This window comes from Cupriavidus pinatubonensis, from assembly GCF_019602855.1.
GTDB classification, from domain to species: domain Bacteria; phylum Pseudomonadota; class Gammaproteobacteria; order Burkholderiales; family Burkholderiaceae; genus Cupriavidus; species Cupriavidus pinatubonensis.
This window is the reverse complement of record NZ_CP080766.1, coordinates 1860773-1881634: the sequence shown is the minus strand read 5'-3', so window position 1 is coordinate 1881634 and position 20862 is coordinate 1860773. Positions and strand designations below refer to the sequence as shown.

The 20862-nt window shown below is 65.3% G+C and carries 15 protein-coding genes and 2 pseudogenes; 9 read left to right on the top strand and 8 right to left on the bottom strand.

What is annotated here, in order from left to right:
- Positions 1 to 196 precede the first annotated feature (196 nt).
- Together K2O51_RS08540 and K2O51_RS08535 are read left to right on the top strand one after the other, a co-directional pair.
- On the top strand, positions 197 to 1591 hold the full coding sequence (locus K2O51_RS08540; RefSeq protein WP_011301153.1) for a selenium-binding family protein: 1395 nt from the start codon (positions 197 to 199) through the stop codon (positions 1589 to 1591).
- Entirely contained in the window at positions 1591 to 2256 is a 666-nt protein-coding gene (locus K2O51_RS08535; protein WP_011301154.1) for a hypothetical protein, read from the top strand. Before K2O51_RS08540 ends, K2O51_RS08535 begins: the two co-directional genes overlap by 1 nt.
- 28 nt (positions 2257 to 2284) lie before the next feature.
- On the opposite strand, the gene K2O51_RS08530 is transcribed toward K2O51_RS08535, so the two are convergent.
- A complete protein-coding gene (locus tag K2O51_RS08530) occupies positions 2285 to 2557 on the bottom strand; it encodes a hypothetical protein (RefSeq protein WP_011301155.1) in 273 nt (90 codons plus the stop codon).
- A 501-nt stretch (positions 2558 to 3058) separates the two neighbouring features.
- Positions 3059 to 3655 carry a response regulator gene (locus K2O51_RS08525; RefSeq protein ID WP_220630068.1) on the bottom strand — a complete coding sequence of 199 codons (597 nt, stop codon included), beginning with the start codon at positions 3653 to 3655 and terminating at the stop codon, positions 3059 to 3061.
- A 305-nt stretch (positions 3656 to 3960) separates the two neighbouring features.
- Between K2O51_RS08525 and K2O51_RS08520 the strand changes: the two genes are divergently transcribed.
- On the top strand, positions 3961 to 6303 hold the full coding sequence (locus tag K2O51_RS08520; protein ID WP_220630067.1) for a PAS domain-containing hybrid sensor histidine kinase/response regulator: 2343 nt from the start codon (positions 3961 to 3963) through the stop codon (positions 6301 to 6303).
- 100 nt (positions 6304 to 6403) lie between these two features.
- On the opposite strand, the gene K2O51_RS08515 is transcribed toward K2O51_RS08520, so the two are convergent.
- The 3 genes and pseudogenes from K2O51_RS08515 to K2O51_RS08505 form a co-directional block, all read right to left on the bottom strand.
- Complete coding sequence (locus K2O51_RS08515) at positions 6404 to 8011, bottom strand: rhodanese-related sulfurtransferase (RefSeq protein ID WP_011301158.1); 1608 nt, start codon at positions 8009 to 8011, stop codon at positions 6404 to 6406.
- Positions 8008 to 8631, bottom strand: a complete 624-nt coding sequence (locus tag K2O51_RS08510; protein WP_011301159.1) for a cysteine dioxygenase family protein — start codon at positions 8629 to 8631, stop codon at positions 8008 to 8010. Before K2O51_RS08510 ends, K2O51_RS08515 begins: the two co-directional genes overlap by 4 nt.
- An 18-nt stretch (positions 8632 to 8649) precedes the next feature.
- A pseudogene (locus K2O51_RS08505) lies at positions 8650 to 9857 on the bottom strand (acyl-CoA dehydrogenase family protein).
- Positions 9858 to 10102: 245 nt separating this feature from the next.
- Between K2O51_RS08505 and K2O51_RS08500 the strand changes: the two are divergent.
- Together K2O51_RS08500 and K2O51_RS35135 are read left to right on the top strand one after the other, a co-directional pair.
- Positions 10103 to 11200 (top strand): LLM class flavin-dependent oxidoreductase, encoded by a 1098-nt coding sequence (locus K2O51_RS08500; protein WP_220630066.1) that lies wholly within the window; start codon positions 10103 to 10105, stop codon positions 11198 to 11200.
- Between the two features lie 80 nt (positions 11201 to 11280).
- Positions 11281 to 11679, top strand: a pseudogene (locus tag K2O51_RS35135) (ABC transporter permease); the annotation flags it as partial.
- Between the two features lie 146 nt (positions 11680 to 11825).
- Here K2O51_RS35135 and K2O51_RS08495 read toward each other — a convergent pair.
- Both K2O51_RS08495 and K2O51_RS08490 read right to left on the bottom strand, forming a co-directional pair.
- Positions 11826 to 12881: an AraC family transcriptional regulator gene (locus K2O51_RS08495; RefSeq protein ID WP_140949425.1), complete on the bottom strand. Its 1056-nt coding sequence runs from the start codon at positions 12879 to 12881 to the stop codon at positions 11826 to 11828.
- A 2-nt stretch (positions 12882 to 12883) separates the two neighbouring features.
- On the bottom strand, positions 12884 to 13876 hold the full coding sequence (locus K2O51_RS08490; RefSeq protein ID WP_011301164.1) for a Bug family tripartite tricarboxylate transporter substrate binding protein: 993 nt from the start codon (positions 13874 to 13876) through the stop codon (positions 12884 to 12886).
- A gap of 343 nt (positions 13877 to 14219) precedes the next feature.
- Here K2O51_RS08490 and K2O51_RS08485 point away from each other — a divergent pair, with 343 nt between their 5' ends.
- The 4 genes from K2O51_RS08485 (at position 14220) to K2O51_RS08470 (ending at position 18514) form a co-directional block, all read left to right on the top strand.
- The gene (locus tag K2O51_RS08485; protein WP_011301165.1) at positions 14220 to 15278 is read left to right on the top strand and encodes a beta-keto acid cleavage family enzyme; all 1059 of its coding nucleotides are present in this window, start codon (positions 14220 to 14222) and stop codon (positions 15276 to 15278) included.
- Positions 15279 to 15425: 147 nt separating this feature from the next.
- Positions 15426 to 16427, top strand: coding sequence for an AraC family transcriptional regulator (locus tag K2O51_RS08480; protein ID WP_011301166.1), 1002 nt, complete (start codon positions 15426 to 15428; stop codon positions 16425 to 16427).
- A 225-nt stretch (positions 16428 to 16652) separates the two neighbouring features.
- Positions 16653 to 17627 (top strand): quinone oxidoreductase family protein, encoded by a 975-nt coding sequence (locus K2O51_RS08475; protein WP_011301167.1) that lies wholly within the window; start codon positions 16653 to 16655, stop codon positions 17625 to 17627.
- A 44-nt stretch (positions 17628 to 17671) separates the two neighbouring features.
- Positions 17672 to 18514, top strand: coding sequence for a TauD/TfdA dioxygenase family protein (locus tag K2O51_RS08470; RefSeq protein WP_011301168.1), 843 nt, complete (start codon positions 17672 to 17674; stop codon positions 18512 to 18514).
- Between the two features lie 61 nt (positions 18515 to 18575).
- On the opposite strand, the gene K2O51_RS08465 is transcribed toward K2O51_RS08470, so the two are convergent.
- Positions 18576 to 20861 carry a nitric-oxide reductase large subunit gene (locus K2O51_RS08465; protein ID WP_220630065.1) on the bottom strand — a complete coding sequence of 762 codons (2286 nt, stop codon included), beginning with the start codon at positions 20859 to 20861 and terminating at the stop codon, positions 18576 to 18578.
- Position 20862: the final 1 nt, after the last annotated feature.

Genomic DNA, 20862 nt, shown 5'->3' with positions numbered 1-20862 from the left:
AACAGACAAAGTAAAGGGTGCCGACGAGTATCGCGAAGCGGCGCGCGACAGCAACTCGTCCAAAGCGACGAATCTGCCTCGTCATGGCCGCTGCTGACCGGGACACCGGCCCCTCGCCCCGGCGGCGTTCTGTCCTATATTGGAAAACCTGCGGTATGTGGGAACAGACCCGGGAACAGACCCGAGGAGACGCGCCATGGCCACCTGGAAGCCGGATCCGAGCTTTTACCCATCCCCCCGCCTGGCAGCCAAGGCGCCGCCCGAGACCATTGCCTACGTGGCGATGTTCGATCCCGAGCGCAAGCAGCCCGACGCCATCGCCGTGGTCGACGTGGACCCGGCGTCACCGCGCTACGCAAGCATCGTCGGCCAGGTCGCCATGCCGCATGCCGGAGACGAGCTGCACCACTTCGGCTGGAATGCATGTTCCTCGTGCCTGTGCCCGAACGCGCCGCATCCGCATATGGAGCGACGCTATCTCGTCGTGCCGGGACTGCGCTCGTCGCGCATCTATATCCTCGACACCAAGCCCGATCCGCTCAAGCCCTTCCTGGCCAAGGTGATCGAACCCGAGACACTGGCCGAGCGCACCGGCTACAGCCGCCCGCATACCGTGCACTGCGGGCCAGGCGGCATTTACGTGACCGCACTCGGCAATGCCGAGGGCAAGGGCCCCGGCGGCATCGCCATGCTCGACGCGCAGAGCTTCGAGCCGCTCGGCCGGTGGGAGGTGGAGCGCGGCCCGCAGTACTTCGCCTATGACGGTTGGTGGCACCTGGGCTACGACACGCTGGTGACCAGCGAATGGGGCACGCCGGACATGGTCGAGGACGGCCTGGTGCCCGACATCCTGCTCGGCGCGCGCTATGGCCGCCGCCTACACTTCTGGGACTTAACGCGGCGCAGGCACCTGCAGGAGATCGACTTCGGCGACGAGCACCAGCTCGTGTTCGAGTTGCGCCCGGCGCATGACCCGACCAAAGCCTATGGCTTCGTCAACTGCGTGATCAGCCTGAAGGACCTGTCATCGTCGATCTGGACCTGGTATCGCGACAAGGACAAGTGGGCCGTGCGCAAGGTCATCGAGATCCCGGCCGAGGCCGCCGACCCCGACCAGTTGCCGCCCGTGCTAAAGGGCTTCAAGGCCGTGCCGCCGCTCGTGACCGACATCGACCTGTCGATGGACGACCGTTTCCTCTACGTGTCGTGCTGGGGCACGGGTGACCTGCTGCAATACGATGTCTCCGACCCGTTCGAACCGAAGCTCACGGGCAAGGTGCGCATCGGCGGCATCGTGTCGCGCGCTACGCATCCCGGTGCGAAGAACGGCGCGCTCAATGGCGGGCCGCAGATGGTCGAGATCAGCCGCGACGGCCGACGCGTCTACTTCACCAACTCGCTGTACGGCGCGGTGGATCCGCAGTTCTATCCCGAGGGCATCGACGGCTGGATGGTGAAGCTCGACGCCGGCCCGAATGGCGGCATCGAGTTCGACCCGAAGTTCTTCCTCGAATGGCCGAAAGGGCATCGCCCGCACCAGGTCCGGCTTCAGGGCGGCGACTGTTCGTCGGATTCGTACTGCTATCCGTAATGGACCCGTCCGCCACGCTGACGACTGCATCGGCGCAGTGGGCGTCATGGTGGCCGTGGCTGCTGATTGCTGCGCTGGGCCTGTTCCACGGCATCAACCCTGCCATGGGCTGGCTGTTCGCCGTGGCGCTGGGACTGCACCGCCACAAGCGCAGCGTGGTGATGCTGTCGCTGTTGCCGATCGCGCTCGGCCATGCGCTCGCGGTGGCGGTATTCGTGGCGGTGGCACTGTGGCTAGGCAGCGTGATCGACACGCGCGTGTTCGCACGCGCTGGTGGGCTTGTCCTGATCGGCTGGGCGGCATGGCATGTTTGGCGCGGCCACCGCGGTCGGCCGCGCGTGGGCATGCAAGCCGGCATGGCCGGGCTTGCATGCTGGTCGTTCCTGATGGCGGGCGTGCATGGCGCCGGACTCATGCTGGTGCCAGTGCTCATGCCGCTATGCGCGTCGCCACTGTCCGGCCAGATCAGCCGCGGCAGCGCCGTGGCACCGGCCGTGCTGGCACTGGGCCTGCATACCGGCGCGATGCTGGTGGCCATCTGCGCGGTGGCGCTGCTGGTCTATGACCGCATTGGTGTGGCATTCCTGCGCACGGGATGGATCAACCTGGACCTGGTGTGGAGCGCCGCGCTGGTCCTGTGTGGCGTGGCGTTGCTGCTGCGTTGAAGAAGCGGCTTGTCGACGCGGCCAGTCGTCAACGCATTTCGAAGATCACGTCGATGATACGTTGGCCATAGTGGATCGCTGCCTGCTCGGCTGCGGCACGCGTGTAGTAGTCCTGCTTGTCGACCTCGCGGTCGTACTGCATATCGTGACTCGGAACGTCCGCATATCCGACGCCCAGCAGATAACCCCATTTCGGTCCCGGTCCGGTCAGCTCCCTGGTGGCGTCCACCAGTTCAAAAGCCAACGCGTGGATGAACATGCCGCGATAGCTCTCGGTCACCCATCTCAGAGGTACGACCATCTTTTTCTCCACTTCAGCTTGTCGCAGAGCCGGATGCGTTTATGTCTCCAAAAAGAACCCGTGCCCGGACAGTGCGGGCACGGGGGTGCCGAACGAGCATGGATGACTGCTCGACGGTACGGGAGGATACGCACCGCCGGGAAACAATATATTGAAAATGAAACCACAACAACGCAAAAGGTGTACTTGAGAGCAGTTATGCTCCATATGCCACAATAAGGCGAGTGCCGATACGCGCCTGCCATAGCAGAGATCTCAAATAACTTATTGATTTGTTGAAGTATTTAGAACCATCCGCCCAGCGGGGTGCACGCCTCGATGTGGGAAAAATGATACTCATCGCAGTCTACGTAACAATTTGTTGCATTTCCATGACTGTACGGTTAGATATGCGTGCAGAAACCGTCACGAGCCCGCAGTGGCTTGGAGGCCGGTTGAGGTTTTCGTCCCGGTGGAAAAGCGCGGAGTCCGGACGCTCGAAGGGAGCCGGCGCGCAGTGGTTCAGGCCGCCGCCGCCTCGTGGCCGGCGGGCAGCTTGAGCAGCATTTCGATCGTCTCGGGCAACGCCAGCACGCCTTGGGGCTTGCGCAGCACGGTGACCGCAGCGGGCAGCCCACCGTGCGCGGCGATTTCCTCTTCCGTCAGGCCCGTCATGACGACGGTGCCGATCTCGCAGTAGTGGGGAACCCTGCCAAGTGCATGGATCAGCCGGAAGCCGTCCATCCCCGGCATCATCAGGTCGAGGACGATCAGGTCGGGATTGACCTTCCCGATCATGAGCAGCCCTTCAAATCCGTTTTGCGCCACTTCCAACCGCACGGCCGGCAGTCTTGTAGAAATTACACGCTGGCAGAGGTCCAGCATGTACGGGTCGTCATCGATCAGGATGATGGTGGGCGGCCGCGACGACGCTGCGCGTGCCTGATCCTGCTCCGTCGCAAGCGTTTCCACCGCCGTGCGCGGGATACGCCGATGGCCGCCATCGGTCTTCCATGCTGGCAGGCGCCCACTCTCCACCCATACCTGGATGGAGCGCAGCGACACACCTAGCCGGCGGGCCGCCTCGCGGGTGGAATAAAAGTCGGGTTCTTCAGCCATGGAGCCTGCTCAGGATCTTGCTCCGCAGGGCGCGTGAGCCACATGCCGCCACCGACCATAGATGATGAAGGCGGCGAGGATGGAAATGATACAACGCCCGACTCCCTTTTTTTCAATCTTGGCCCGCGCACGAACTCCAGACCCCGGCTCACGCGCGCCGGCCTCAACTTGCGAGATCGGATGGGGCAATGCAGTTCTGTGCTAGCATGCGCGAAAATGTCATTTATGCGTTAATTAAGTTTCACTTAAATCATATTAACGCCCGACGCTCGCGATCGCACACCGACGCCAAACGCCCGCTTCCTATGTCAACGTCCGAAGAGACGCATGTCCCGGCCCGCCTTGGCGATGACGTCACTGCCCCAACGCAGGCGGCAGACCACCGCGACCCATTGCTGGAACTGTCGCTGGACCTCATCTGCGAGGCCTCGGGCGACGGCTACTTCACGCGCGTCAATCCCGCCTTCACAAGCGTGCTGGGCTGGCGCGCCGACGAACTACTCGCGCGTCCGTTCCTCGATTTCGTCGCGCCCGAGGACCGGGCGCGTACGCAGGAACTCGTCCGGAGCCATGTCAAAGGGAATCCGATCGAAGATTTCCAGAACCGCTATCTCTGCAAGGACGGCGCAGTGCGCTGGCTGTCCTGGCGGGCGGTGCTGCGCGACGACGGAACGCTCTACGCCACCGCGCGCGATGTGACCCAGAGCCGCATCGCCCAGCTTGAAATCGAACGCGCCCGCCAGGAGGCTGAGGCAGCGTCGCGCGCCAAAAGCGCCTTCCTCGCGATGATTAGCCACGAGATCCGCACGCCGATGAACGGCGTCATCGGCATGATCGAAGTGCTCACGCGCACGACGCTCTCGGCCGATCAGCGCGAGATGGTGGCGACCGTGCGTGAATCGGCCGCCGCGCTGCTGAACATCATCGACGACATCCTCGATTTTTCGAAAATCGAAGCGGACAAGATGCGCATCGAATGCGTGCCGCTATCGATCGAACATACCGTCGAGACGCTGTGCGCGTCGCTGGTGCTGCTGGCCGAGCGCAATAACGTGGCGCTCTATCTCGACATCGATCCCGGGCTCCCTGCGCAAGTGCTTGGCGATGATCTGCGGCTACGGCAGGTGCTCTACAACCTGGTCGGCAACGCGATCAAGTTTTCCGGCGGGGCGCTGCCCGGCGGCCGCGTCTATCTGCGCATCGCGCCCGCCGGGGGCGACGTGGTCCGGTTCGAGATTGAAGACAACGGCATCGGCATGCCCCCCGATGCGATGGCGACGCTGTTCCAGCCATTCGTACAGGCCGAGACCACGACCACGCGGCGCTTCGGCGGCACGGGCCTGGGCCTGGCGATCTGCCGCCGGCTCACCGAACTGATGGGCGGTTCGATCGCGGCGGCGAGCCAGCCCGGCGCCGGGGCCACCTTCACCGTCTGCCTGCCGCTGCGCGCCGCCGAAGCGCCGCTGCCAAGGCCCACTCCGATCAGTGGCGTGCACTGCCTCCTCATCGGCATCGCCGAGCCGCAACGCACCACCGTCGCACGTTACCTGCGCCACGCAGGCGCTACGGTAACGGCGCAAGACGACGTGCCAGCACGCATCGCCGCGGCTGCCGATGGCACCGGGGCCGGGGTGCTGCTGCACGGCGACGACGCAAGTCCCGCCGCATTCTCCGCGCTTATCGCGCAGATGCCCACTGGCACCGGGCGTGTGCGCTTGCGTGCAGGCTACAGTCCAGCCCCGGCATCAGAGGCCGGCAATGCCGTTTCGATCGGCCGGCATGCATTGCGCCGGCGCACGCTGGAAGATGCCGTGGCGATGGCTGCGAAGCGCCTGCTGCCGGCGGCCGCGCCACTTGCCGAACCAGAGATTGCGCAGGCCAGTACCTCGGCATCGGTACAGGCCCATCGCCTGCTCGTCGCGGAAGACGACGAGATCAATCGCCGTGTGATCTCGCGCCAGCTCCAGTTGCTCGGCTACCGTGTCGACTTCGCCGCTGATGGCGCCGACGCGCTCGACCGGTGGCGCCGCGGCAGCTATGCGCTGCTGCTGACCGACCTGCATATGCCTCGGCTCGATGGCTATGCGCTGTGCGACCAGATCCGCGCCGAAGAAGCCCAGGCCGGCCGGACACGCATGCCCGTCATCGCGCTGACCGCTAACGCGATCAAAGGGGAAGCGTTGCAGGCGCGGGATATCGGCATGGATGACTACCTGGCCAAGCCACTGACGCTGTCCGCGCTGCAGCAGACCCTTGCGCACTGGCTGCCGTCGCCCTCGCCTTCGCTGGCGGGGCCGATGCCCACGGCCGGCCCGCATGCATTGCCCGTCTTCGATGCGGAAGCGCTCAGGGCCTTTGTCGGCGACGACGCCGCTGCGATTCGCGAACTGCTGGACGAATATGAACGTGCTGCCCAGACGATTGCCGCCAGCATCCGGCGCGATATCGCCGCACAGCGCGCGGACGGCGTCGCGCATGGCGTGCACCGTTTGAAGTCGTCGTCGCGCGCCGTGGGTGCGTTTGCGCTGGGGGAGGTCTGCCATCGCATGGAAACGGCGGCCCGGCAAGGCAATGTGGCCGCACTCGGTGCGCTCGGCGAGGAATTCGATGACGCCTTTGCACGGCTGAGTATGGCGATTCGCAGTTGATGAGCTTGCGTCCAGACGACGACATGCGCGTAACGCAGCCGAAGGCGTCCCGCCACTGATCTTATTGGAACGCTGTGCCCAACACCCCTACGCCATAAAATCAGACCACATTAAAAAAATGCGTCCCATCGCGTTCAAGCTGCGCGATCAGCCCGAACTCCCAGTCGAGGTACGCCTGCATCGCCGCAGCCGCGTTGTCGGTGCCTTCGTAAGGTCGGCGGTAGCGGTCCGTGCGCGGCACGGCCAGATGCGTCTCTCCGCTTTCGACCGGCAGACCCGCCGCGATCCACGCGAGCGTGCCGCCTTCCAGCACGCAGATCTCCGCCTGCGTGAGCGCACGCAGATCCGCGGCGGCAAAGCGCGCGAGCTGGCTGGTGCCGCAGGTCAGCACATAGCGCTGCGCCGCTGGAATGCGCTTCAGCGCATCAGCCAACTGCGCGCGTATGACGAACCACGCGCCCGGGATATGGCGCTTTACGTAGTTGGCGCTGGCCGTGACATCGAGCACGGCGGTCTGTCCATCCTGCGCCTGCAGCCACGATGCGAGCGTGGCCGGCGACACGGTCTCCACCGGCGCCGCGTCGGGCGCAGGCACGCGCGGAACGCCGGCTTCGCTGCGCAGCGCCGCATCGACTGGTTCGACCACGCGGACATCCCAGCCCATCTGCGCAAGCCAGGACGCACTCATGTCCGCACGCACGCCATCATCATCGGCCAGCACGATGCGCGCGCCGCGCACGGGCGCGCTGTGGTCGGTCTCCTGGACGAGCTGTCCGCCCGGCGCGTTGACGAAGCCGGGCAAGTGGCCATCGGCATATTCCTCGGGCGTGCGCACATCGAACCGGTAGACCGTGCGGCCCGGCGCTTCCAGCGACGCCAGCGCATCATAAGCAATGCTCTGAACACCCGCACGCGCGGCGATATCGCGCGCGCCTCGGCGTGCCTGCTCGCGGTTGGCCTCGGGGACTTCCAGGGGCGCGCGTCGGCTTGCTCCGTGGTCCAGTGTCTGCCCCGCCAGCGTCCAGCCGATGGTGCCGTTGCGCAGCGCTGCCACAGGGTTGGGAATGCCGGCGTTGATCAGTGATTGTGTGCCGATGATGCTGCGCGTGCGGCCCGCGCAATTCACGATGACCTGCGTCGCCGGGTTCGGCGCGAGCTCGCGTACGCGCAGCACCAGTTCGGCACCCGGCACGCTCGTGGCCGTGGGGATGCTCATGGTCTGGTATTCGTCGAACCGCCGGGCGTCCACCACGACCACGTCGGCACCGCGATCGATCAGAGCCTTGACCTCCGGCGCAGCCAGCGATGGCGTATGGCGCTTCGCTTCCACGACCTCGCCGAACGACTTGCTCGGCACGTTGACGTCGCGGAACACTTCGCCGCCGGCAGCAATCCATGCATCGAGTCCACCTTCGAGCAGGTTCACGTCGGTATAGCCAAGCCCGCGCAGCACGTTCGCCGCGCGCGGCGCGAGGTCGGTGCCCTCATGCTCGCCATAGACAACGATGCGCGTATCGCGGCGCGGGATGCGCGGCCACGCTTCGAGTTCGAGCTTGGACAGCGGGAAGTTAGCCGCCCACAGCGGATGCGACTGCGCAAACGGATCTTCCTCGCGCACGTCGATCAGTGCGATCTCCGTGCGGTCCAGCAGCGCCTGGCGCACGGCCTGGCTGGTAATCAGCGGAAACGGTTGTGCAGAAACGGTCATGATGCGGCGGAATCCTTCGAGCGGTCCCACGGATTGGGCAGGTAAGGGTTGGAATAGCCGGAAATGAACGGCTTGCGTTCGCCGGCTTCGGTATAGACGCTGCGGCGCACGCCGCCGATGTTGGCGCCGTACACGTGGATGCTGATCGAGACGCGGTCGTCGTAGGCGTTGTGCACGCGGTGGATATCGCCCACGGTTGGCGAAACGGCTTCCACGTGGCCCGGCTCCAGCCGCGTCGGCTCGCCATGCAGAACCGGCCGGCCCGATCCATCGAGCACGAATGGCTGCGAATACTCGGCGCCGCGCAGCATGCCGATCAGGCCCCACACCGTGTGGTCATGAATCGGCGTGCGCTGGCCCGGCCCCCACACGAAACTGACGATCGAAAAGCGCTCGGCCGAGTCGCAGTGCAGCAGCATCTGCTGGTAGTACTCGGGATGCGGCTGCGCGAACGCATCGGGCAGCCAGTCATCGCGTGCGACCAGCCGTGCCAGCAGCGCGCCGCCTTCGCGCAGGATGCGCGCCTCGCCGGGCTGCTCATCCAGCAGCGCCGACAGGCCCGTGATGAACTCGCGCAGCGGCGCCAGCGAAGCGCGGCCCGCGGTGGGGGACTCACTCATCCCGTGTCTCCTGATATGTCATTGTCCGAGCGCCACGCGCCCGGCCGCCACGAGGATCGAATCATTCTGCGGCGTATGGATGCGGCTGCACAGCACGTCACGGTAATGGCGTTCCAGCGGATTGTTGCGGCTCAGGCCGTGGTTGCCCGACAGCTGCAGCGCCAGCTCCACCGCGCGGATCGCATTGCCCGTCACCGTGAACTTTAACAGTCCGCTGTCGGTCGGTGTCGGCGGGGTGCCGGCGTCGGTGCGTGCGGCGGCATCGTCGAGCAGCGCCTGGTTGGCATGCAGCAGCGTCGCGATTTCGCCGATCGCTTCCTGCCGCGTGGCAGTGTCGCGAGCGGCGCGCCAAGGCTTCCGGGTGTCCGCTCCCGCACAAAGGCGAGGATCCAGTCGAAGCCCGCACGCGCCACGGCGTCATAAAGGCTGCCGAGCAGCACCACCATCCATGCCTGCTGGTCCGCATTGGCATCGACATCGGCCTGGCTGGCGCCAGCGGGCGCCCACGCCGAAGGCTCGCGGATGTCGACGGCGTTTTCGGGCGGAATCCACACATTGTCGAGCACCGTCTCATGGCTGCCCGACGCGCGCAGGCCCATGTGATTCCAGTTCTCCACGATGCGGATTCCCGCCGTGTCCCTCCCGGGCCGGGGCACGAGGAACACCCCGACGCGCGGCTGTGGCTCGTCGGTGCGTGCCCAGACCGACAGCCAGCGCAATGCCGGAATGCCGGTGCTGTACAGCTTGCGGCCGCTAAGCCGCCATCCGTTCGCCAGGCGCGTGGCAACGGTGCCCGGCAAGCCACCGCGGGCAGGCGAGCCAAGGTCTGGCTCCACTCGCAGCGAATTGATCAGTCCGCCATCTTCAACCGCGCTCGCGAATACCTGTTTGCGTACCGCTTCGGTCCAGTGCGTATCGGCTCGGCCGATCGCGCGATGCTGCAGATAGGTCATGGTCAGCACCAGCGCCGTCGCGGCATCGCCGCTGGCCACCGCATCGATGATGCGGCGCGCCTCTGCCAACCCCGCTCCGCCGCCACCGTGTGGGCGCGGCACTACCTGCGAGATCAAACCGTACTGGTGCAGCAGCGTGAAGTTCTCGTGAGGAAAGCTCGCCGCGGCGTCGTGCTGCGCGGCGGTTGCCGCAAGGCGAGGCGTCAACTGGGCGAGCACATCGCCGAGCAGCGCCTCGCTGCTCGGCAGCCGGCGCAGGGAAGACAGGGACATGGTGGATTCCTTGCAGGGTCGGTACGCGAGCCACGCACCGCTTGTGAATGCCATATAGCGTACCGCCGCCGCGCCGTTTCGATAACGACGCATCCTGCATATGGTCTGTCGTTTTTATTCGTTCGGCCGCGCGGCGTTTGGGCGTACGTTGTGGCCCTGCCCCTTTGTCGTCTCTTCCTTTGCACATCGCCTTGCGCCGTCCGCGCGAGCGCTACGTTGCACCCTTCCATCCAGGAGAAACTCGCATGAGCGTCGATATCATCGGCATGATCCAGAGCCAGAAGCAGTCCGAAATCCACCGCCCGACGGGCCCGGTGATCGATCGCGATTACGTGCGCGCATTCGCGCAGGCCCATGAGCAGGCCGGCTTCGACCGCATCCTGGTGCCGCACCATTCCACGGGCCCGTCGGCGACGCTGACGATTTCCTATGCGGCCACGGTCACCGAGCGCATCCACTTCATGCTGGCCCATCGCCCGGGCTTCACCGCACCGACGCTGGCCGCGCGCCAGATCGCCACGCTCGACCAGTTCAGCGGCGGCCGGCTCGGCGTGCATTTCATTTCTGGCGGCTCCGACCACGAACAGAAGCGCGATGGCGATTACCTGAACCACGACGAACGCTACGCGCGCACCGACGAGTACCTCGGCATCCTGCGCCGCATCTGGACCGCGGACAAACCGTTCGATCACGAAGGCAAGTACTACCGGTTCAGCAACGGCTTCTCCGAAGTCAAGCCGGCGCAGAAGCCGCATGTGCCGATCTATTTCGGCGGCGCATCCGAAGCGGCGCTAACGGTCGCGGGCAAGCATGCCGACGTGTATGCGCTGTGGGGAGAATCGCTCGACCAGGTGCGCGACCTGACCACACGCGTACGCGCCGAAGCCGCGAAGCATGGCCGCGAGGTGCGCTTCTCGGTGTCGTTCCGCCCGGTACTGGCCGAGACCGAGGAGAAGGCCTGGGCCCGCGCCGACAGCATCCTCGAACGCACCCGCGCGCTGCGCGTGCAGCAGGGCTATAGCCGCGGCGGCCCGCAACAGAGCGAAGGCGCGCGCCGCCTGCTTGCGGCGGCAGAACAGGGCGACCGCGTCGACCAGCGCCTGTGGACCGCGATTGCTCGCGAGACCGGCGGACGCTCGAACTCCACCGGCCTCGTCGGTACACCTGAGCAAGTGGCCCAAGCGCTGCTGGAGTACTACGACCTCGGTGTCACGACTTTCCTGATCCGCGGCTTCGACCCGCTGGAAGACGTCGTCGACTATGGCCGCGAACTGATTCCGCGTGTGCGCGAACTGGTCGCGCAGCGCGATGCGCAGCAGCAGCGGAATCGCAAAGCCGCCTGAGCGCAAGCTGTCGTCACTGAACTGCCGGACTGACCCAACCAAAACGACACAACAAAAGCGGGGAGCCGAATCCATGAGCCATAGCCATACATTGTCCGAACCCGCCGGCGGCGCTCGCGCGCGGCGCTGCCACGCCGGAGTCGCGCACCGCATGGCGGCCGTGGCCGACCGGTATCGCTGCCGCCATCGCATGGACCGCGTTCGGCGCCATCACTTGGCGCTGGCCGAACAAGGTCGCGGGCTTCTCCGACTGGGCCTACACCGAGGAACTCAGCATCGCCGCGCTGGCCGCCGCTGCGCTGCTGGCGCTGATCGAGGTCTACGTCGACGACTGGCCCCGGCTCGGCGACAGCACGCTCAACACGCTAAAGCTGCTTGGCCTCGGCGTGGCCTATGGCGGCGTCGCGGGCTTCCTGATCGGCGTGTCGATCGGCTGGTCGCGCCGCATCGGCTACTGGGTGCATCCCGTGCTGCGCGTGCGCATCGTCCCCACACCTCACCGGCGTATCCGGCAACACCACAATCGCTGCCGGCGCTTGACCCACGGTTCCAGACGTTGTTGCTGACGCGCGATGGCTCAGCTGGATATGCTTCTTGCTTCGCTTTCAGATCAGATGCGCCACACTTATCGCTCCAGCACCGCTTCGGCGCGAGCTTGCGGACCGGCGAACATCGTTTGCCTGCGCCACTCAGACGCACTACACCCAAACGTCACGCGAAACCAGTGACTGAAGCAGCTTTGCGCCGAGAATCCGAGCAAGGCTGAAACCTCGCCCACTGGCAGGTCACTTTCCCGAAGATGGCGTATCACCAACTCCGCCCGCACCTCATTGAGCAACTCTGAAAACGTCACCCCTTCCGCATTGAGATACCGGTAAAGCGTGCGACGGTCGACACGCAGATGGTGCGCCAGTTGCTGCGCAGTACAGCGCCCACCCGGCAGCAAAGCCAGGATCAACTCCCGGCACGATTCACGAATGCCTTCACTACGCTGCCGAAGCGCCGTCTCAAGGTAGTCGCGCGCAAAGCGTGCCGCGCCCGCATTCTCCGTCGTTCGTGGCATCTGCAAGTCCGCCGCCGCGCAGACCAGCCCATTGAACGACTGGTTGAACATCGGCTTGCAACCGAAGAAGACACGGTGCGCCGATACATCGAGCGGCGCGCGATGCGTGAAGCACACCTCGACGGGCCGCCACCGCGGACCGATCAGTTCGCGCAGGATGCGAAACTTCACACCCACGGCGAGCTCCATGGCCTGCCGCGTGGCAAGCCCTGGACTCGGCACGAGTTCCTCGCGGACGATCACGGTGTTGCCGCTGTCCTCGATACGCGTGATCAGCGACGCGCTGAGCAGCTTGAGATAGCGGCACAGCGTCTCGAGCGCCAGCCGCGGCGTGGGTTCTTCCTTCAGCACCAGGCTGATCGGCCCGAGGTTCGAGAACGAGCGCTGGGCCGCGAGCCGCAGCGCGAAATCTTCCACGCCGGTGGCAGCTGCCGTGACTTCGAGCAGTTCGCGAACGGCATGGCTCGGGATCAGCCGTTCCGGGTCTTCCAGCAGCCGCGCCGACAATCCGACTCCGCGCAGGAACGCGTAGGGGTCCAGCCCGAGCGACTCCACCAGTTCGATGTAACCGTTCAGGCTGGCGCTGCGGATCAGCTTGCCGACGCTGGCCGTCTGCACGATCACTCCGGCTTAAAGTCGATCGAGCGCAGCAGCTTGCCCTGGCGTTCGTACGACTCCCGCACGTCCCTGGCCAGCTCCTCCGTGGTAGCCGCCGAACCGACCTCCATGCCAAGGTCCTCGACCTTCTTTCTGACATCCGGCGATTGCATCGCCTTGAGCAGCGCCTCGCGCACCTTCGTGACGACTGCCGGCGGTACGCCCGGCGCGGACCAAAGGCCCATCCAGCTCACTTCCTTGAGATCGGGGTATCCGAGCTCGGTGAACGTCGGGACATCAGGCAGTGCGGCGATGCGCTTCGGGTAGGCAATGGCGAACGCCTTCAACTGCCCGGATTTGATGAACGGCAGCGATGTGGCCGGGCCGTCGAACATCAGCGGCACATGGCCGCCCATGACGTCCTGCAGCGCGGGTGGCGACCCCTTGTAGCTCACCGCGCCGGTCGTCAGTCCCGCCAGGCGGTTGAACTGCACGCCGATGGTCTGCCCGCGCAGGCCGGCGCCGTAGTTCGCGTAGTCGATCTTGCCCGGGTTCGCCTTGATATAGGCGATGAGTTCAGTGAGGTTCTTCGCCGGCAGGCCGGGCTTGCCGACCAGCACCAGACCTTGACGGGTCAGCTGCGCGATCGGGACCAGGTCCTTGAAGGGATCGAACGACACCTTCATGACGTGCGGCACTTCCGCGGCAATGCCCTTCTGGATCAGCAGGAAGGTGTACCCGTCGCGCGGCGCGGACAGCAGGCCGTGTACGCCGATGGTTCCCGCTGCGCCAGCCTTGTAATCGACGATCACGGGCTGTCCGAGCGGACGCTGCAATTCATGCGCGAAGAGGCGCGCCACAATGTCGGCCGTGCCGCCGGGGGGCGCCCCGACGAGGATCCGTACGGGCTTGGTTGGCCAGTCCGCAGCCCTGGCCGGCTGTGCGGCAGGCATAAGGCAGACGGTGGCAGTCATCAACGCCAGCGTGTGGCGCGCAATCCTGGAGAACGGCTTCATGGCAATTCCTTGGGGGTCTCTTGTTCCTCCGCCCGGCATCTCCGATGCCGTCGGCGTGGCGCTGAAATGGCCTTCCAGCGCATTCTGTGGGGTCGCCCCCGCCCCCGCTTTGCATCGCGCGACAGATTTGTGCCGATGGTGACAAGCCTGTCCGGCAGCAGCGCCCACGGCGAGCCCGTCCCAAAAAAGCAAACGATTGTCCCGGATAAGCAAGTCCGGGCGGGCCGACGAACCCGATACTCGACGCACCGGATCGAAGCCGGGAACAGGAGACACGCGCTTCTCGCCATGCGAGGGGGCAACTCCTGGCAACGACAGCAGCCCTTCCCCCCTGGAGACCACCATGAACTTTCTCGACGGCCATCTTTTCCCGGAAAACCAGCAACCGCTGATCATCACCGCCGCACCGTATGCGCCGGGCTGGCTGCCGTCCGACTTTCCCGAGGACATCCCGGTCACGATGGAGGAACAGATCCAGAAGGCCGTAGATTGCTACAACGCGGGCGCCACGGTGCTGCACCTGCATGTGCGCGAACTCGACGGCAAGGGCAGCAAGCGCCTGTCAAAGTTCAACGAACTGGTCGCCGGCGTGCGCAAGGCCGTGCCGGAGATGATCATCCAGGTAGGCGGCTCGATCTCGTTCGCACCGGAGAACGAGGGCCAGGCCGCCAAGTGGCTGTCCGACGACACGCGTCACATGCTGGCCGACCTGGAGCCCACTCCGGATCAGGTGACGGTCACGGTCAACACCTCGCAGATGAACGTGACCGACCATGCCGAGGATGCCGACTTCCGGGGCACCTCGCGCGAGAACCCGGCCATCTTCAACGCCTACAAGGAAATGACCGTGCCCGCGCAACCCGGGTGGGTCGAGGAACACGTCCGCCGCCTGACGGCCAAGGGCATTCAGAGCGCGTTTCAGTGCTACAACACGAACAGCTTCGAGTCAGTGGAGCGCCTGATGCGCCGAGGCTTTTACAAGGGTCCGCTGGTGATGAACTGGGTCGCCATCGGCGGCGGCATGGACACCCCGAACGTCTACAGCCTCGGCAATTTCATGCGCGGCGTGCCCGACGGCGCGGTGGTGACCGTGGAGAGCAATGTGCGCAATGTGCTGCCGGTCAACATGATGGGCATTGCCATGGGCTTGCACGTGCGTTGCGGTACCGAGGACGTGCTGTGGAACCAGAAGCGCACGGCGAAGATGAGCACCGTGAAGCAGATCGAGCAGCTTGTGCGCATCTCCCACGAGTTCGGCCGCGAGATTGCCACGGCCAAAGAGGCGCGCGAGATCAGCAAGATCGGGGTGTTCTACGATACCGTGGAAGAGTCGCTGCAGGCCAACGGCTTTGCGCCGAACCGCAACGGCGGTACGCAGGGCTACTTGCGCAAGACGCGCTAAGCCCATCGTGCGTGATGGCTAGGTGTTTACGATAGCTCGGGCGCACGCAAGGTTGACACGCCACGGGCGCCTGAATACCTTGAGTGACGGCATCGCGGCGTCGCAACGGCGCGCCGCAAGCCACGGATTCGTCCCCTGAGCCATCACATGAGCACCCTGATTCGCAGCGCCCTACTTGTCAAGTTCTCCGAGATCGCACGCACGCTCAGCGTCGACCCGGAGCGCATGATCCGTCATGTCGGGGCGGACCGCTCATGCATCGTTTCACCGGACCTCCATGTCCCCGAGCCGTGGCTGGCGAATGTGCTCGATGCCTCCGAGCAGGCGTCCAGCGGCGCGGCGGTCGGATTGCTGATGGCCGAGTCGTGGCGCCTGTCCGATTTCGGCCCGATCAGCCTGCTGCTGCAGCACCAGCCGACTTTGCGCCACGCGCTCGGCCAGCTCGAGACGTACCGCCACCTGCTGAGCGAGTCCGTGCTCGTCCATGTCGAGGAAACCGATGCTGTCGCCATCGTCCGGCTGCAGTTGATCACCGACCGCCCGACCCCCGGGCGCCAGCCGGTCGAGCTTTCGATCGGCGCGATGCTTTGCCTGATGAAATCGATGCTCGGCGGAAAGTGGAAGCCGCGCAGCGTGCATTTCACGCATGGCGCGCCCGCGAACCTGCACGTGCATCGCCGGCTGTTCGGCACGAATGTGGAGTTCGGCAGCGACTTCGATGGCATCGTGCTGGACCGGCAGGATCTCGATCGTCCCAATCCGCTTGGCGATGTGAATCTCGCCCGCTACGCCAGGGAATTTCTCGACCAGCACCCGCGCGGGCGCAGGATTTCCACGGCGTCCAACGTACGCCGTTCGGTCCATATGCTGCTGCCGCGCGGACAAGGCAGCATCGAGCAGGTCGGCCAGCAGCTCGGCATGAGCGCGCGGACCCTGCAACGCCGGCTCGGACAAGAAGGGCAAGAGTTCTCTTCGCTCGTAAACGAGGTCCGGCGCGGGCTGGCAAGCCGCTACCTCGCGGATCTCCGCTATCCCGTCTCCCAGGTGGCGATGCTGGTTGGCTTCGCGGAAGTCAGCACCTTTTCGCGCTGGTTCAGCTCGCAATTCGGCATGCCGCCGACACGCTGGCGCACCGGCGCGGAACACTGATCGCGCCACCCGTCCCGCTACATCCCTTGTTTGCGCCGTCGGCCTGACGGCGTCCCTGCTCCCGCTTTGCTTTCCGGCGCCCGCGTGCGCCAGCGCTTCGTACGCAAGGTCCTCACGCCTGACGCGATAGGCCAAGTTGTGGCGCCACGCGTCAAGCGTTGAATGCCTGCTCTGGCGACAATCCAGCCAACACCCTGCCATGCAGGGGAAAGCAAAGGAGAAGGCATGAAAGCGGCACAAGTCATAGCCGGCGCCGACGGTGGTCGGCTTGAGGTGCGGGATATCCCCATTCCCCAGCCCGGCGCCAACGAGGTCCTGGTCCGCGTTCGCGCGTCCGGCCTCAACTACGGCGAGATCAAATACATGCGCGAGCATCGGAACGGCGACCCGATGACCGCAGGGGTCGAGTTCGCGGGTGAGGTCGTGCGCGTGGGCGAACAGGTGAGCCAATGGCGTGAAGGCGACCGCGTCATGGGCCACGGCCGCGGCTGCCATGCGCAGTATGTGGTCGCAGCCCCGCTGGCGCTGATGGCCGTGCCCGACGATGTGTCCTGGGTCGAGGCCGCCGCGTTTCCCAATGTCTTCATCACCGCCCACGATGCACTGGTCAGCAACGGCGAACTGAAGGCCGGCGAATCGGTGTTCATCAACGGCGCCTCAGGCGGCGTGGGCATGGCCGCGATCATGATCGCGGCGACGATGCGCGCGCGGCCCGTGATCGCATCGTCGCGATCCGCCGCAAAGCTCGAACGCCTGGCGGACTTCGGCATCAATGTCGGGGTCAATGCGTCCACCGATTCCCAGGTGGACGCCATCATGGCAGCCACCGACCGACGCGGCGTGGACATCATCATCGATACGGTCGGCGGCACGGTCTTCGAGGACCATGTCAGGAGCCTTGCGGTGAAAGGGCGGCTCGTCAACCTTGCCCGCCTGGGCGGCGCGAGCACCGCGCAACTCGACCTGAACCTGCTGTGGCACAACCGCCTGAAGCTGATCGGCGCAACCTTCCGCACGCGCACCGAGCAGGAACGCCTCGATTGCATCCAGGCCTGCGCACGCGACCTGCTGCCGTTCTTCCGCGGAGGCAGGCTGCGCCTGCCGATCGACAAGACCTTCCCGATGGCTTCGATTGGAGAAGCCTACGCCTACATCGCGAGCAGCCAGCACATGGGCAAGATCGTGCTCACGGCTGACTGACCCTGACCGACTGCTGACATCCAGACCTTCAAGGAGTAGCCACCATGCAAGTCAATCCACTTACCTGTTCGATCGGCGCCGAGCTGACCGGCGTGCAGCTTGGCAATGTCGCGCGCGACGATTCGCTGCATGCGGAGATCAAAGCGCTGCTGCTCAAGCACCGCGTACTGTTCTTCCGCGACCAGGAGATGACGCGCGACGACCACGTCGCGTTCGCGAAGCGCTTCGGCGACCTGGAAGACCACCCCGTCGCCAATACGGTTCCTGGCTATCCGGGTCTCATCGAGATCGTCAAGAGCGAGAAGCGGGACCATTTCGAGAACACCTACCACAGCGATGCCTCGTGGCGCGCGAATCCTCCCAGGGGTGCGGTGCTGCGCTGCATCTCCTGCCCGGAGGTTGGCGGGGACACGATCTGGGTGAATATGGTCGACGCCTACAAGAACCTGCCCGAAGAGATCAAGCAGAAGATCGAAGGGCTGCGCGCCAAGCATGGCATCGAGCATTCGTTTGGCGCGATCATGTCGACCGAGGAGCGCGAGGAACTGGTGCGCAAGCACCCGCTGGTCGATCATCCCGTGGTCCGGACGCATCCGGACACCGGCGAGAAGATCTTGTACGTGACGCCGTTCTCCACGCACTTCATCAACTACCACACGCCCGAGAACGTGCGCTTCGGACAGGACAAGACGCCCGGCGCGAGCCTGCTGCTGAACTACCTGCTGAGCCAGGCCGCGATTCCGGAGTACCAGGTGCGTTTCCGCTGGCGGCCGAACAGCGTGGCGATCTGGGACAACATGGCCACGCAGCATTATGCGGTCAGCGACTATTGGCCGGCCCCGCGCAGGATGGAGCGCGCCACCATCATGGGGGATCGGCCGTTCTGACTGCGGAACAGTTGGTGGGTTGCTCCCCTCTCGCGCGAATTGGGAGAGGGGAGCCCTGGTGTCAGCGCCTGACCGGCTCCAGTCCCACCGGCTTCACATCCGCGATGATCGTGCGGTTGCCCAGCCCCAGCACCACCTGCAGCGCGAACGACACGGCACCGACGATAAACACCACGTCGCCGAAGGTGCGCACCCAGCGCAGGGTCTGCAGGATCGGCTGCTGCATGAAGGCCTCGCTGCGCGAGTACCAGGTGCCATACTCTACGCTCGCCAGGAACTGGATGATGCCGATCGGCAGCAGGCTGGTGCTGATCATCAGCACGAGGCCCGCGTTCAATCCCCAGAACGCCGTCTTCATCAATGCAGGGCTCAGGCGGTAGGCCGGGCGCACATAGCGCAGCACCAGCAGCGTGAAACCCAGCGCGAGGAAGCCATACACGCCGAACAGCGCGGCGTGGGCGTGCACCGGCGTGGTGTTCTGGCCCTGGATGTAGTACAGCGAGATCGGCGGGTTGATCATGAAGCCGAATACGCCGGCACCGAGCATATTCCAGAACGCCACGGCGACGAAGCACATCAGCGGCCACTTCAGGTCGGCCATCCATGGCGCACGGTCCTTCAGGCGCCAGTTGTCCCATGCCTCGTGGCCGAGCACGATCAGCGGCACCACTTCGAGCGCGCTGAATGCCGCGCCGACTGCCATCACCGGCGTGGTCGTGCCAGCAAAGTACAGGTGGTGGAACGTGCCCGGAATGCCGCCCAGCATGAACAGCGACGCGGAGGCGAGGCTTGCCGCCGTCGCCATCGGGCGCGATACCAGACCAAGCGTGCAGAACACGAAAGCCAGCGCCGTGGTTGCGAACACTTCAAAGAAGCCCTCCACCCAAAGGTGAACGACCCACCAGCGCCAGTACTCCATCACCGTCAGGCTGGTACGCTCGCCGTAAGCCAGACCCGCGCCGTAGAACAAGCCGATCGCCACGACCGACGAGGTCAGCAACGCAAGCAGGTTCTTATCGCTGCCGCGCGCGCGCAGCGCCGGCCAGATGCCGCGCATCATCAGCACAAGCCAGATCAGGATGCCTGCGAACTTGCCGATCTGCCACAGGCGGCCAAGGTCCACATACTCATAACCTTGATGGCCCAGCCAGAAGTTCAGGTTTGCCGGCAGGATCTGCGCGATTGCCAGGTAGTTGCCCGTGAACGAGCCGACCACGACAACGACGAGCGCCCAGAACAGGACGTCGACGCCCAGGCGCTGGAACTTCGGGTCCTTGCCGCCGTTGATCAGCGGCGCGAGGAACAGCCCCGCGGCCAGGAAGCCCGTGGCGATCCAGAACAGCGCGCTCTGGATGTGCCAGGTGCGCACCAGCGAGTAGGGGAACCACTGCGAGACATCGAGCCCGTAGAACTTCTGGCCTTCCACCGTGTAGTGCGCGGTGAAGCCGCCCAGGAATACCTGGAACACGAACAGTGCGACGACGAGGAACAGGTACTTGCCGAGCGCGCGTTGGGACGGCGTGAGCGCCACGGCCAGCAGCGGATCGCGCGTCGGCGCGTGCGGCAGGTTCTCTTCCTGCCCGCGCAGGAACGCCCAGGCCCACACCAGCAGGCCAACGCCAGCCAGCAACACCACCACGCTGACCACGGACCACACCACGTTCTCGCTGGTCGGCTGGTTGCCGATCAGCGGCTCATGCGGCCAGTTGTTGGTGTAGGTCGCTTCGTGCCCGGGACGCGCGGTGGAAGCGGCCCATGCCGTCCAGAAGAAGAAGTGCGTAAGCTGCGCGCGGCGTTCGGCGCTCGGCAGCGTGTTCTCCTTCATCGCGAAGTGCTCGCGGCTCGTGTGCAGATCAGGCGAGTCGGAGAACAGGCGGTCATAGTAGTCAGCTGTCTGCGCGATGGCCTGCGCGCGCAGCGGCGAGACCGTCAGCACACCGGTCTGCGCATCGGTTTGGTTGCCGCGGTACTCGGTGCGCAACTGCTCGCGCAAGCCGGCTTGCGCGGGTCCGTCAAGCTTGGCGTATGGACGGCCATACTGCTGCTGCGCCGCCAGGTCCAGCCACGCGGTCAGTTCGCGATGCAGCCAGTCGGCGGTCCAGTCCGGCGCCTGGTAGGCGCCGTGGCCCCAGATGGAGCCGAGCTGCATGCCGCCTACCGATTGCCAGGCGGTCTGGCCGTCGAGGATGTCGTCGCCGGTGAACAGCGTGCGGCCGTCGCTGGCTACTACCTTCGCCGGTATCGGCGGTGCTTGCCGGTAGACCTCGACCCCGTAATAGCCGAGCAGGGAGAACGTGACCGCCAGCACGGCGATCAGCAGGAACCAGAGTCTGCGATAGGGACCCATG